Here is a 12,939-nt window from a genome sequence, read left to right as displayed (position 1 = left end):
GGGCGCTTGAGCAATTTGAAGGCTCCGCGCCCGGCGCGCTTGCCCAGGGCGACGAACCCCGCTACCAAAATCCAACCTGCAGACTCTCGTTATGAACGAGGGACCAGCGGGGGGCAGGTCAAGTTCGAGAAGATCAAAATCGGGTTCTAAGATTCTGATCCAAGTGACGGACTGGGGCTGCCTTTGGAAGCTGCCCCAGTTCCATTTTATGAACACGCAAGGATGCTCTTTTCCATGTCGCTATCACCTAGGCGAGAGTAAAAGCGTTTGGATTGCCGCCCATATCACCAAGGGACGCAGCCATTTCTACGGCTCAGGCCAAAGCGCAGGGCAGTATTCAAAGGCAGAAGGACCTTCTGCCAAAGTGTGACCTATCTGAAAGTCCGTTTGGTGAATTTTCGACCCTGAACGCCACGGCCGCCGACGTCGTCATACCCCGACGAAAGGAAAGCCTTGGCCGGTCCGAGCGGATGCCCCTGGTCTTCCTCGGCCACGGGAGTCCGATGAATACGATCAAAGACACAGACTACAGTCGTGCCTGGACCGATCTGGGCCGCTGTCTGCCGGCGCTTACGATTGCAGGTGCCTCGCACAAGAAGGACGATCTGACCTTCATGACCGAGACCATCAATCTCGGTTCGGTGTCGATGCGCTCGTTCGTGTTCCACGCGGCCTGAGGCACACGGCAGGGGGAAGGTTGGCAGCCGTCGGGCTTCCGGCTCAGGACCCGGGCGGGGCTGGCGCATACGAGGGCCTCCGGACGCTGATTACAAAGATCGCGGGCGCCTCATACCCTTTCGTCGGACACGAGGCGCATGCCAAGATGGGCGGGGGGCGTGCCGACGGCACAGCCGCCTCTGGCCGGATCGCGCACAAGGAAAGACATCGCGGCGATATGTTCTCCGCCGACAAAAAAGGCAGGACAGCGGGCTGCACTGATGCCCTCATCGGCCCCGGCATAACAGTCCTGCGTCCATTCCCAGACGCTACCGTCCAGATCGGCGATCCCTTCCGGCGAAACGGAAAAGCTGCCCTGCGGTTTGAGCGCGCGCGGCGCGAGACCTTCGGTGAGATAGGCAGAGGCCCAGGTCAGTGAGGGATCGGTGAAAATCGGATCGGGGGCGTCGGGCAAGACCGATTGCGCCATGAACTCCCACTCTGACGCAGTCGGCAGACGAAAGTCATGCCCCGTGACCGCGTTGATCCAAGTCAGATATTCGCTCACGTCGACATAGCTTAACCCGGTGGCGGGGGTGGTCGCAGGGTCCAGATCGGCCCGCGCCCGCAGGTGCAGCGTACAGCTGCCCTCGACATGGCAGATGTTCCATTCGGCAACGGTGACCTCGTTGCGTTGCACATATAGCGCGCTGGCATCCGGCAGGATAACCGGTCGCTGCGCCATGACGGGGAGCGGATGTGTGATGGGGTCGGGGCCGCGCAAAAACAGCGCGCCCCCGACAACGAGCAAGGCCACAACCGCCGCCGCCAGACGAAAGGGCATCAGTTTGAAGGTGAAATCTGTGGCAACGGTCATGGTCTTTACTCGGTTCTATGTCAGGCGGAAAAGGATCTGGGGGCGACGACCTGTTCCATCAGATTGTTGTCCCACGGGCCCTCGACGATAAAGTGCGCGGTGGCGCCCAGAAGCGCCGCTTCGATCAGGTTGTGGTTCACATAGGCGTAAACGCCCGGCTGCTCGAAGGTGTACATCGCCGCCACCGCGGTGCCGCCGCGCACGAACCAGGTTTCCAGACCGGTCATCGGCAGATCGCTGAACGAGGTTTCCCAGACAAAGTTGCCGTGCCCCCCGATCAGGTGTGGACGGCTGTCGCGGTTGGACTGATTGTGGATCATCAGAACCGTCTCACCGACCTTGAACTTAAGCGCACCTTCGCCCGTCAGCGCGCCCACGGCCCCGTTAAAGACCGAGTGGGTCGGGGTCAGCGTACGCATCGCCTCCAGACTGTCGGCATAATCGTCTCCGGCGGCCTCGTAGGCTATGAAGTCGCCGTTTTCATCCTTGGGCAGATAGAAATCCTGCTCGCCGATATAGGCGATCTTGTCATAGCGCAGCGCATTGCCGTCCTTGTCTTTCAGACCGTCGCGGGGCAGCACCATGACAGCGCCGTTCATGCCGTGGGTCACGTGGTAGGGGATCATCGCCCCACCCGGTGCGCAGTGATAGGTAAAGCAGCCCGGCTTGGTCGCCTTCCAGCGCAGCACGGTTTCTTCCCCCGGATAGACGTGGGTCAGACCGCCGCCGCCCAGCGCCCCGGTCGAGGCGTGAAAGTCGATGTTGTGCTCCATCGTGCTGTCTTCGGGGTTGCGCAGGGTCAGCTCGATCATGTCGCCCTCGTGGCAGATGATCAGCGGGCCGGGAACCGAGCCGTTATAGGTCAGCGCCCAGACCGACGCGCCGGTGTCCTCGTCGACAACGATCAGGCGTTCCTCGGTTTCCATCGTGATCTCGATGATCTTCGGACCGCCGGTCGCCACCTGCTCATGCGCGGGGGCAAAGGGCGGGGCGACCAGGTCCTGACGCACGCGGGTATAGCCGGTCAAATCCGCGGGCTTTGCGGTGCTGTCTGCGTCGATCTTGGCGGCGGCTTTGTACAGCTTGGCAGAGGCGGCGTTCGCCTTGTGCGGGATAGTCAGGGTGCGGGTAGCCGGGGCGCGGGTGGCTGCGATCGCACTCGCGCCGGTCATCGCTGCGGCACCGGCAAGAACAGTGCCCCGCAGCACATTGCGGCGGCTGGTTTTAACAAGGCCGGGATTGATGAATTTGGTCATGGTCGTCTCCTGGGGAAAGGACGGCGGGCATCTGGCCCGCACGCCTTGTACCTGGGTCAAAGATTATCGAGCTGCGCCTGAAAGCGTTCTTTCGCCTTTTTCGGCACGCGGCCTTCAAGAAAGCCGGCGGGCGTGTCCACGTCGCCAACGGCGATGGTCATCACCATGCCCATGGCATAGTGCGGTTTGCACATCACGGCATAGACGCCCTCGACATCCAGCGTCACCTCGAAGTCATGGTTGATCTTGCCGCCGAATTTCTCGGCGCCTTCGGGGATCATGCCCTTGACGGTTTCGGCGTTGTGGCCCTTGTCGGTGGCGACGAACTTGATTGTGTCGCCAGGTGCGGCTTGAACAAAGGCGGGCTCGAACACCATGCGGGCGTTGTCAGACCCCTTGTTCAGCATCTGAACCTCATAAGTTTCGGCGAAAGCGGCGCCCGCCATCAGGGCAGCAAAAGCAAAGGCGGTTGTGGCAGTGCGGATCATCGGATCGTCCTTTTTCAATGTGATCTCTTGATCCTGAATCTATCCCTTTTCAAAAAAAGTATTTTGCGCTGGCACAACCTTTGAGCACACTACATGTATCGCGGCGCAGCGGATGCCGTTGAACTGGCGCAGGGGCTTGCGATGTGGCAGAACCCGCCCCATGAATCAGGAAGCCCCCCGTAAAACGCTGCCTCGGCTGGATGAAAGCCTGTTGACGCATCTGCCGCCGTTTTCGCAGCTGGAGCGGCACCAGATTCGCACGATTCTGGATCAGGCCAGTTCGCGCAGATACGCCGCTGGAGCGCATATCTTTGACGAGGCCGATCCTGCCGACCGGTTTTTCATGCTGCTGGACGGCTACGTGCGCGTCATGCGCGTGACCTCGACCGGCGAACAGGTCACGGCGCTGCATATTCCCTCGGGGCAGCTTTTGGGCATCGCCAAGGCGCTTGGTCGTGACACCTATCCCGCGACAGCCGTGACGGCGACGGAATCCATCGTGCTGAGCTGGCCGACGCGGCTGTGGGACACCTTTGTAACCGAATACAGCGGCTTTGCCACCGAGACCTACAAGACCGTCGGTCACCGCGTTGGCGAGATGAACAACCGGGTCGTCGAGATGGCGACCCAGCAGGTCGAACAACGGGTGGCGAATGCGCTGTTGCGATTGGTCAACCAGACCGGCCGCAAGGTCGATGGCGGGATCGAGATCGATTTCCCGATCACCCGTCAGGATCTGTCCGAACTGACCGCGACGACACTGCACACCGCAAGCCGCCTGCTGAGCGGGTGGGAGAAATTGGGTGTGGTGGAAAGCAAACGCAAGCGGATCAAGGTCTGCGACCCGCACGCGCTGGTTCTCCTGAGCCAAGGGTAAGACTTGCCACCTCAGGGCGCGCCCCGGTTTTCCTCGATCGCCTGACGTAGCTCGGAAGTAAAAGCATCCTGATCAAGGTGATATTCGACGCAGGCGTCCGTGATCGTATGAAACGGCGCGATCAGGCACCCGACGCACAGCATCCGGTGATACAGGAACACATGCACCGTCTGGGGCCAAAGGGTCATCAGATCTGACAAGGGCAGATCGGGGTCATCAAAGCGTGGTCCGCGCATGGCATATCCTTTCATGAATATGATCCACACCTTTCCGTCTCAAACGTTGTTCTAGCGCAAACTTTGGCATTCTGGAGCGCGCTAAGCGTGACCGACCTGAATGACATGGAGGCCGGACATGGCTGAATTCCTGACCAAGTCACGGGCGCGCAACGTTTTCTACGGGGGGTCGATCTTCTTCGTGGTCGTCTTCATTGCGTTGACCGTGCAAAGCCACCGCTACGTGGTAACGACATCAACCGCCGGTATGCCGCTGTCCGAAGAGGTGGTGCTGGGCAAGCGCGTGTGGGAGCGGCATTCCTGCATCAACTGCCACACGCTGCACGGCGAAGGCGCCTATTTCGCGCCCGAGCTCGGCAACGTCATGACCCGTTGGGGCGTGCAAGACGACTCCGAAGGCGCCTACGAGATCCTTGACGGCTGGATGAGCGCGCAGCCCTCGGGCATCGAGGGCCGCCGCCAGATGCCTCATTTCGAAATCACCGAAGAAGAGATGCGCGGGCTGGCCGAATTCCTGCGCTGGGCCGACCAGACCGACACGCAGGGCTGGCCGCCCAAAGATGCCGGCTAAGAAGGGACACAACACATGAAATACCAATCACAAAAGGTGGCGCTGGCCTATTTCGTCTGCGCGATGGGCCTGTTCGGCATCCAGGTGCTGGGCGGTCTGCTCGCAGGCTGGATCTATGTCTCACCCAACTTCCTGTCAGAGCTTCTGCCGTTCAACATCATCCGCATGATCCACACCAACGCGCTGATCGTCTGGCTGCTGCTGGGCTTCTTCGGGGCGGCCTATTTTCTGGTTCCAGAGGAATCAGAACGCGAGCTCTACTCGGTCAAGCTGGCCTATCTGCAACTCATCCTCCTCGTCGTTGGCACGTTGGGGGCGGTCGGATCGTATCTTGTCGGCATCCACGGCGGGCGCGAATTCCTTGAACAGCCGCTCTGGGTCAAGTTCGGCATTCTCGTCGCCGCGCTGATCTTCCTGTTCAACATCTCGATGACCGTACTGGCGGGCAAGAAGACGGCGATCACCAACGTGTTGCTGATGGGGCTGTGGCTGCTGTCGCTGCTCTGGGTCTTTGCCTTCATCAACCCCGAGAACCTGTCGCTGGACAAGATGTACTGGTGGTTCGTCGTCCACCTCTGGGTCGAGGCGACCTGGGAACTGGTGATGGCCGCGATCCTTGCCTTCCTGCTGCTGAAACTGACCGGCGTGGACCGCGAGGTGGTCGAGAAGTGGCTGTACGTCATCGTCGCCACGGCGCTGTTTTCCGGCATCCTCGGCACCGGGCACCACTTCTACTGGATTGGTCTGCCGGGGTATTGGCAGTGGCTTGGCTCGATCTTCTCGACCTTCGAGGTGGTCCCGTTCTTCCTGATGATGTCCTTCGCCTTTGTCATGGTCTGGAAGGGCCGCAAGAACCACCCCAACAAGGCGGCGCTTTTGTGGTCGCTGGGCTCATCGACGGTGGCCTTCTTCGGCGCTGGCGTCTGGGGCTTTCTGCACACCCTGCACGGCGTCAACTTCTACAGCCACGGCACGCAGATCACCGCGGCCCACGGGCACCTGTCCTTCTACGGGGCCTATGTGGCGCTGAACCTCGCGATCTTCACCTACGCGATGCCGATGCTGCGCGGACGCGCGCCTTATAATCAGGTGCTCAACATGGTGTCTTTCTGGCTGATGACCGGCGGCATGGCCTTCATGACCTTCGTGCTGACCTTTGCCGGCACCATCCAGACGCACATGCAGCGCGTGGTGGGCGACTACTACATGGAGGTGCAAGACGGGCTGTCACTGTTCTACATGATGCGCTTTGGCGCGGGGGCTGCGGTCGTGATCGGTGCGCTGCTCTTCATCTACTCGCTGCTGGTGGTGCGCAAACGCGAGGTCATCACCCCCGGTGCGGCCAACCCAGTGATCGGAGGCTGAAATGAACATGCAAAACACGCCGACCCTGCCGTTCTATCAGCCTGCGGCCGAGGAATGCGCGCTGTTCGAGACGGCCTATACCAACGGTTTGCCCCTTCTTCTGAAGGGGCCAACCGGCTGCGGCAAAACCCGCTTTGTCGAGCATATGGCGGCGCGGCTGAACAAGCCGCTTTATACCGTGGCGTGCCATGACGACCTGTCGGCGGCAGACCTGATCGGGCGCTACCTGTTGAAAGGCGGCGAGACCGTCTGGGTCGATGGGCCGCTGACCCGCGCGGTGCGCGAGGGCGGCATCTGCTATCTTGATGAGGTCGTCGAGGCCCGCAAGGACGTGACCGTGGTACTGCACCCGCTCACCGACACGCGGCGCACGCTGATGATCGACCGCACGGGGGAAGAACTGGTCGCGCCCAAGGGGTTCATGCTCGTTGCCTCGTACAATCCCGGCTACCAGAACGTCCTGAAACGGCTGAAACCTTCGACGCGGCAGCGTTTCCTGTCGATCGCCTTCGACTTTCCGGGCGAAGCGGCGGAAATCGCCGTCGTGGCGCGCGAAAGCGGGCTGGAGCCGGGGCGCGTCGCCCCTTTGGTGCGCCTTGCGGGTCGGATCAGGTCGCTGTCGGGGATGGATCTGGAAGAAGGCGTTTCGACCCGACTTCTGATCTATGCCGCCACGCTGATGGCCGGGGGCATGGGAATCAACCAGGCACTTGAGGCCGCCATCGTGCAGCCGCTCAGCGATGAACCCGACGTGGGTGTGGCGCTGCGCGACCTGATCTCGACAATCTACGGGTGAAACAGATGCGCCTTTCCGATCTCATGGAGCCCGAAGAGACCGTTGGAAACCTCTGGCACGACATGGCCAGCGGGATCGGCGAGGGTGTCACCTATCCGCAGGCGGGCGTTCCCCTCGCGTCGGTTCGCCAAAGCCTGGCGATGCTGTTTCGCGCGCTGGGCGGCGCTGCCGGGGTCGAACTGACCGAGGCAGCGCCGACTGTCACCCGTCACCGCCAGCCGCTGCGCCGCAAGCTGGGCGCGGAACAGGATCGCGAATGGGTGGCCCAGTATGATGGCGAAAGACTGTCGCTGCCGCCCCTCATCGCCGTCTTCCCCGAAACGCGGCTGAACCGCGCCGCCTATTTCTGGCTCACGGCTCTGGCCGCCGCCAGCACCCCCTCGGACCTTGATCTGAGCGGCGAAGGCCCGGTGCTGGATGGTGCGCAGATCCGGGCCAATGCCGCAGCCGCCGATGCCGCCTATGCGCTGTGCCCCGGCCTGCAGAAGGAATACGTTGAAATGGCGCGGTTATGCGCCGCCGCACGCCCCGACCTGATGCGCCCGGCGCAAGAAGCTGTCTTTGAAACCGCGATCCGCGACCAACTGTGCGGCGGCACGCCAAGCATGGCGACCGAGGCCGCGCCGCGCGGCTACAAACCCTTTGCCCCGGTGCCGATCTGGCTGCGTTTTGCCAGCCCAGCGACGGGCTCGGCCGCGACAGAGGAACAGGCAGACCCCGCAGCGCCGCCCCCCAGTGCCGCGCTGACCAGCCGCAAGCTGGGCGCGCGCAAGGATCAGGATCAGCAGAACCGCAAGGACAGCTTCATCATCCACCGGTTTGAATCGATCCTGTCCTGGGTCGAGTCGATGAACATCAATCGCAGCGTCGACGATGACGACGACGAAAACGCCCAAAAAGCCGCCGACGATCAGGACACCATCACCCTGTCGAAACATGATCGCAAGGCGGCCACACGCCTGCGCCTGCACCTTGACCTGTCGCCGGCGGACGCCGACCACGAGGCGTTGGCCGGGGAACATACCTATCCCGAATGGAACCACCGCTCCCGCAGCTACATGGACGACCATTGCCGGGTGCTGGATGCGCCCGCGCAGCCCGACAGCGCCCAGCCCTACCGCGCCGATGAGCGCCGCATCCGCGAGGTGCGCCGACAATTCGAGGCGCTGCGCCCGCGTCGTATCCTTCAGCCCCGTCAGGTGGACGGCTCCGAACTGGATCTTGACGCGCTGCTGACCGCCCGGGCCGACCTGATCGCCACCGGGCGCGGGTCAGACCGGATCTGGCAAAGCGCGCGGCAAACCGAACGTGACCTGTCGGTTGCCTTCCTGATCGACACCTCGCGCTCGACCGAGGCGGCCATTGGCGACACCTCGGTGATCGAGGTCGCCCGCGAAACCATGGCAGCCCTGGCCGCAGGCATCGACGCCGCCGGCGACAGGCTGGGCATCTGGGGCTTTTCCTCGCTGCGCAGAGACCGTGTGTTCCTGACACGGTGCAAAGAGTTCGAGGTCCCCATGAACGCCGCGATCACCGCCAATATCGGCGCGTTGAAACCCGGCCATTACACAAGGCTTGGGGCCGCCATCCGCCATGTCACTGCGCAACTGGCGGCAGAACCTTCGGCGCGCAAGCTGTTGATCGTGCTGACCGATGGCAAGCCAAACGATCTGGACCATTACGAAGGCCAGCACGGCATCGAAGACAGCCACATGGCGGTTCGCGAAGCCCGGCTTTCCGGGCTAAGCCTGCATGGCGTCATTATCGACGAAGACGGGCAGGATTGGTTCCCGCGCATTTTCGGGCGCGGAGGCTTTACCCTGTTGCCCGACCCCGAACGGCTGACCCGTGCCTTGCCCGACATCTATCGCAGACTCACACAGGAGACCTGACATGCGCAAACTCAGCTGCTTTTTCGTCCTTCTTGCCGCCCCTGCATGGGCCGAGACATTCGACCGCCCGATCCCGCAGGCGCAATCCGCCACCGCCGAATTCTGGTATGCCATGGCCTGCATCGCGCTGATCGTGGCAATGGTCGCCGTCCAGCGGCTGGTGTCCCGGCGATGAGGGCGCGTGGCTGGTCGACGGCCCGGATCACGCTTGCGCTTTACCCGTTGGGGGCGGGGGCCATGGGCGTCAACGTGTTCTTTGCCGCGTTGATCCTCAGCTGGGTCGGCGGGCCGGTCTTGTCAACGCTCTGGTCCTTTGCGTTGGGCTGCGTGATCGGGGGTCCGGCGACCTGGGCCTTCGCCCGCCATATCCGCCAGCTGATGGACATCGCCGACGCGCGGCCCTCAGACTGAGAGGCACCTCCCCCGCGACGTTCAAGGCCCCTGAAACGTAGAGGGTCGAGAAACCGCCGGCGAAGACGATGATCAGGCCGCCCGCCGTCAGCTGCCAAGCGGCGAAGTTTAGGGCCGAAACAGGCGGTTGCCACTTACGGCTCCGCAATGGGCCGGAAGCCCTGTGACTCCATTGCTTTGAGACGGTTATGCCGCATTGCTCGGAACCACAGGTGTCCCGCCTGACTTGTGTTGCCCCGCCTCAGGCGCAGCGATGAGCGCGTTAGCCTGAAAAGGACCAAACATGCCGCGCCGTGAGGTCACACAAATGGCATCACCTCTTCGCCCCCATTTTGCGTTGCGTTTGTATCCGCTTTCCAAAGTTCGCCAGAGGGGGTACGCATCGCAGTCTTTGAAGAATTGGGGCAGATCATGGCGCAAAATGCCACCATTTATAAAGTTGAACTCTCGGTCTGCGACATGGATCGTCACTATTACGAGACCCATAAACTGACCGTGGCCAAGCATCCCTCAGAGACGGATGAGCGGCTGATGGTGCGCCTTCTCGCCTTTGCGCTCAATGCCCATGAGCATCTGGAAATGACCAAGGGTCTTTCAACGGATGACGAGCCGGACATTTGGCAGAAAAGCCTGAGCGGAGAGCTTGATGTTTGGGTGGCCTTGGGACTTCCAAGCGAGAAGGTGATGCGTCAATCCTGTGGCAAAGCCGACAAGGTGATGGTCTATCCCTATGGCGGCAGGACGGCCGAGATGTGGTGGGACAAGGTCAAGAACAGCACCACCCGTTTTGACAATCTTCAGGTGATAAATTTCTCTGAGGCCGACACCGCCGCACTGGCAAAACTGGCAAGCCGCGCGATGAAGCTCCAGGTCAATATTCAGGACGGCGATGTGATGGTCAGTGTTGATGACAGCATCGTTTACGTCACCCCTGTCAAATGGAAGGGTGCTGCGTAAGCCCCCCCAAGCCCGCCGCAAAGACGGGTTTGGTTTGCCCGGTGGGGACCACCTCGTTCAGATGTGACTCGCCAATGTCTGCATCGGGAAAGCTGCACCACAGCGCCGAGTCCTGTGACCAACGGCAGCTTTGCGCCGTCCATGTCGAACGGCCCAGCAGGGTGATTACGACTTTGCAAAGGGCGCTAACTGCAGCGCTCCCGACCTTGGCGTTCAGCGCAGAGAAGAGCCGGTTCCCACCACTTTCGGAAGTCTTTCGCTTTCGGCCCTTTGCGGTCATCCACCGGTCATTCTGATGTTGCGCTGCAGCTTTCGCATTGCAGCCATTCATGACGGGCGCAGCAATTTCCACGACCGGGTGCCTGCCCCTTACCGTCTGAAATCGCGGTGGCGGTGTCCTCTTCCCTACATGAAGGCATGCGCGCCCCTCGCCTTGAACGTAGAATTGGGTGCGCGGAGTGAAAGAGTAAGGCCAAGTCGTACTCCAAGTGCCGATTGCAGCCTTGAAGTCCGAAGGCTACGAGGCACCCCGTCGTGTTGAGGACAGCCGTGCCATAATTTCGTTTGGTTATTGGATGCCGTTTTCGCGTTGGAGCGCGCGCACATAAGCGACAATGTTGAGCACGTCACCTTGGGTGACGCCCTTGACCGGAGGCATATTGCCGAATTTCCAGTGATGGGCCCGAACACCGTTCTTTGCGGCCAGCACGAATGCCATGTCGCCATGGTGGTTGGGTTCGTAAATCCTATGCACCAATGGGGGGGCAACACCCTGCTTGCCCTGCGCATTTGCACCGTGGCAGGCGGCGCAAACCGTATCAAAGGCCCGCTTTCCGATCTGTTCCTGATCATCAAGGGATGCAGGCACCGCAACAGCGACCATCGCATCACCCCGCAGGACCGCGGTGTTCGCGCTGCTGGTCCTCATGGGCGTTTCGGCCCACTGCAGGACATACCATGCCCCTGCAACCAACGCGATCACAGCCAGCGATATTGTACCCCGTTTCATCCGTCTCATTCCTTTGTCTTCAGTTTTTCAGTGATCGGGCATCATCTTCTTGGTCGTGCCCGAAGGGGCGCCGACATGCATCAGCGCCCCAAAAGGGGGGTCACTTCAAGGATGTCACGGTCAGCTTGCCCTTGACGCGGTCAGCGACAAACTCGATCTCCTGACCTTCTGACATCCGCGCGACCGTCGCCTTGTCGGCGCGAAACACCATTGTCATCGCGGGCATATCAAGGTTGACCAGCGGGCCGTGAATGATGGTCACCTTGCCGGCCTTGGCGTCGATCTTCTTGATCTTGCCGGTGGTGTATTCGACATCTGCCGGTGTCATCTTTTTGCCCACGGTGATCGCCCCGTGCATGCCGGATTCGTAGTGACCCGGGATCAGGCAGGCGAACTCGAAGGTGCCGGCATTGGAGAAGGTCCAGATCACCTCGCCAGACCCACCTTCATCAAGACGGATAGAGTTGGGGTCATCGTGCTCCATATCCATCTTCGCCATCATTTTCCCGTGCTCGGCATTGCCCTCCATCGTGTCGATCACGAATTCATGCTCCAACTCGCCCTTGTTCACGACGTTGAAACGGATGGTCTCGCCGAGTTCGACCTCAAGCGAGGTAGGTTCGAAGATCATCTCACCGTCATCGGTTTCTCGCATGGCGACGTCGATCGTGCGGCCCACCTTGGTGGGATCACCCGGCATGCCGATCATCATCCCGGCATGTTCGTCCGCATGAGCGTCATCATGTCCGCCCGTGTGGGTGCCCGATGAGAAGGCCGGTGTGGAAAGTGTGACTGCCAGAATGGTTGTCAAAAGAAGGTTTTTCATCCGTGTTTTTCCTATGATTTTCTGATTGGGAAATTGGCTCCAAGGGCCAATCAGCCGTTCGACTTTGGCTTCGGGGTAAGGATGGTTTTGGGGCTGTTGTTGGAGGCGAACTCCGGCAACTCACCGGTCCACTCATAGGCCTGCTCGCCCGGAGGGTTCTCATACCAGCCGGGATCGGAGTAATCGTCCGCATCGATGCCGTCGCGCACCTTCACAACCGAAAACATGCCGCCCATTTCGATAGGGCCATAAGGCCCCCAGCCGGTCATCATCGCGACGGTGTTGTCGGGCAGAGGCATTTCCATCCTGCCCATGTCGGCCATGCCCGCGGTGCCCATCGGCATATATTCGGGCTGGAACTGACGTATTTTCTGGGTCAGAGGCTTCTTGTTGACGCCGATGAAGGTGGGCACATCGTGACCCATCGCGTTCATTGTGTGGTGCGACTTGTGACAATGGATCGCCCAGTCACCCAGATGGTCGGCCGTGAACTCATAGGCGCGCATCGCCCCCACAGGAATGTCGACGCTGACCTCGGGCCATTGCGCTGCCTCTGGCACCCAACCTCCGTCGGTGCAGGTGACCTTGAAGTCATAGCCGTGCATGTGGATCGGGTGGTTTGTCATCGTCAGGTTGCCGACGCGCACGCGCACTTTGTCGCCCTTGTTCACGACCAGTGGGTCGATGTCGGGAAAAATCCGGCTGTTCCAGGTCCAGAGAT

At 61.2% G+C, this 12,939-nt stretch carries 15 protein-coding genes and 2 pseudogenes; 9 read left to right on the top strand and 8 right to left on the bottom strand.

Annotated features, from left to right (window positions below):
- Nucleotides 1–560: 560 nt before the first annotated feature.
- Nucleotides 561–677 (top strand): annotated as a pseudogene (locus tag E1B25_RS22410) (4,5-DOPA-extradiol-dioxygenase); the annotation flags it as partial.
- 110 nt (nt 678–787) lie between these two features.
- Here the strand turns inward: E1B25_RS22410 and E1B25_RS21150 are convergent.
- The 3 genes from E1B25_RS21150 to E1B25_RS21140 are packed head-to-tail and all read right to left on the bottom strand — an operon-like array spanning nt 788 to nt 3,278.
- Entirely contained in the window at nt 788–1,534 is a 747-nt protein-coding gene (locus E1B25_RS21150) for a formylglycine-generating enzyme family protein (protein WP_245510811.1), read from the bottom strand.
- 20 nt (nt 1,535–1,554) lie between these two features.
- Nucleotides 1,555–2,790: a copper-containing nitrite reductase gene (gene nirK / locus E1B25_RS21145; protein ID WP_132831563.1), complete on the bottom strand. Its 1,236-nt coding sequence runs from the start codon at nt 2,788–2,790 to the stop codon at nt 1,555–1,557.
- Nucleotides 2,791–2,846: 56 nt separating this feature from the next.
- Complete coding sequence (locus E1B25_RS21140) at nt 2,847–3,278, bottom strand: pseudoazurin (protein ID WP_132831562.1); 432 nt, start codon at nt 3,276–3,278, stop codon at nt 2,847–2,849.
- 160 nt (nt 3,279–3,438) lie between these two features.
- On the opposite strand from E1B25_RS21140, the gene E1B25_RS21135 reads away from it, so the two are divergent.
- Nucleotides 3,439–4,155, top strand: a complete 717-nt coding sequence (locus tag E1B25_RS21135) for a Crp/Fnr family transcriptional regulator (protein WP_132831561.1) — start codon at nt 3,439–3,441, stop codon at nt 4,153–4,155.
- Between the two features lie 11 nt (nt 4,156–4,166).
- Here the strand turns inward: E1B25_RS21135 and E1B25_RS21130 are convergent, their stop codons facing one another.
- Nucleotides 4,167–4,391 carry a DUF1858 domain-containing protein gene (locus E1B25_RS21130; RefSeq protein ID WP_132831560.1) on the bottom strand — a complete coding sequence of 75 codons (225 nt, stop codon included), beginning with the start codon at nt 4,389–4,391 and terminating at the stop codon, nt 4,167–4,169.
- 118 nt (nt 4,392–4,509) lie between these two features.
- Between E1B25_RS21130 and E1B25_RS21125 the strand changes: the two genes are divergently transcribed.
- From E1B25_RS21125 to E1B25_RS21100, 6 genes are read left to right on the top strand one after another with little or no spacing between them, the layout of a single operon-like run.
- Nucleotides 4,510–4,962, top strand: a complete 453-nt coding sequence (locus E1B25_RS21125) for a c-type cytochrome (RefSeq protein WP_132831559.1) — start codon at nt 4,510–4,512, stop codon at nt 4,960–4,962.
- 15 nt (nt 4,963–4,977) lie between these two features.
- The gene (locus E1B25_RS21120; protein ID WP_132831558.1) at nt 4,978–6,327 is read left to right on the top strand and encodes a cbb3-type cytochrome c oxidase subunit I; all 1,350 of its coding nucleotides are present in this window, start codon (nt 4,978–4,980) and stop codon (nt 6,325–6,327) included.
- Between the two features lies 1 nt (nt 6,328).
- Nucleotides 6,329–7,123, top strand: coding sequence for a CbbQ/NirQ/NorQ/GpvN family protein (locus tag E1B25_RS21115; protein ID WP_132831557.1), 795 nt, complete (start codon nt 6,329–6,331; stop codon nt 7,121–7,123).
- Nucleotides 7,124–7,128: 5 nt separating this feature from the next.
- The gene (locus E1B25_RS21110) at nt 7,129–9,015 is read left to right on the top strand and encodes a nitric oxide reductase activation protein NorD (RefSeq protein ID WP_132831556.1); all 1,887 of its coding nucleotides are present in this window, start codon (nt 7,129–7,131) and stop codon (nt 9,013–9,015) included.
- A gap of 1 nt (nt 9,016) precedes the next feature.
- Nucleotides 9,017–9,190, top strand: coding sequence for a protein NnrT (locus tag E1B25_RS21105; protein WP_132831555.1), 174 nt, complete (start codon nt 9,017–9,019; stop codon nt 9,188–9,190).
- Nucleotides 9,187–9,426 (top strand): NnrT protein, encoded by a 240-nt coding sequence (locus E1B25_RS21100; protein WP_132831554.1) that lies wholly within the window; start codon nt 9,187–9,189, stop codon nt 9,424–9,426. The genes E1B25_RS21105 and E1B25_RS21100 overlap by 4 nt, the downstream gene beginning before the upstream one ends.
- A 64-nt stretch (nt 9,427–9,490) precedes the next feature.
- Here the strand turns inward: E1B25_RS21100 and E1B25_RS22870 are convergent.
- Nucleotides 9,491–9,586 (bottom strand): annotated as a pseudogene (locus E1B25_RS22870) (EamA family transporter); the annotation flags it as partial.
- Nucleotides 9,587–9,837: 251 nt separating this feature from the next.
- Between E1B25_RS22870 and E1B25_RS21095 the strand changes: the two are divergent.
- Nucleotides 9,838–10,383: a YaeQ family protein gene (locus E1B25_RS21095; protein ID WP_132831553.1), complete on the top strand. Its 546-nt coding sequence runs from the start codon at nt 9,838–9,840 to the stop codon at nt 10,381–10,383.
- Nucleotides 10,384–10,951: 568 nt separating this feature from the next.
- On the opposite strand, the gene E1B25_RS21090 is transcribed toward E1B25_RS21095, so the two are convergent.
- The 3 genes from E1B25_RS21090 to E1B25_RS21080 all read right to left on the bottom strand — a co-directional run.
- Entirely contained in the window at nt 10,952–11,392 is a 441-nt protein-coding gene (locus E1B25_RS21090; protein WP_132831552.1) for a c-type cytochrome, read from the bottom strand.
- A 100-nt stretch (nt 11,393–11,492) separates the two neighbouring features.
- Nucleotides 11,493–12,218 carry a copper-binding protein gene (locus tag E1B25_RS21085; RefSeq protein WP_132831551.1) on the bottom strand — a complete coding sequence of 242 codons (726 nt, stop codon included), beginning with the start codon at nt 12,216–12,218 and terminating at the stop codon, nt 11,493–11,495.
- Between the two features lie 50 nt (nt 12,219–12,268).
- Nucleotides 12,269–12,939, bottom strand: a 671-nt coding sequence (locus E1B25_RS21080) for a multicopper oxidase domain-containing protein (RefSeq protein ID WP_165937716.1), incomplete at its 5' end; no start/stop codon positions are given.

This window comes from Antarcticimicrobium sediminis (assembly GCF_004348975.1).
Lineage (GTDB): Bacteria > Pseudomonadota > Alphaproteobacteria > Rhodobacterales > Rhodobacteraceae > Antarcticimicrobium > Antarcticimicrobium sediminis.
This window is presented reverse-complemented; position numbering and strand designations above follow the sequence as displayed.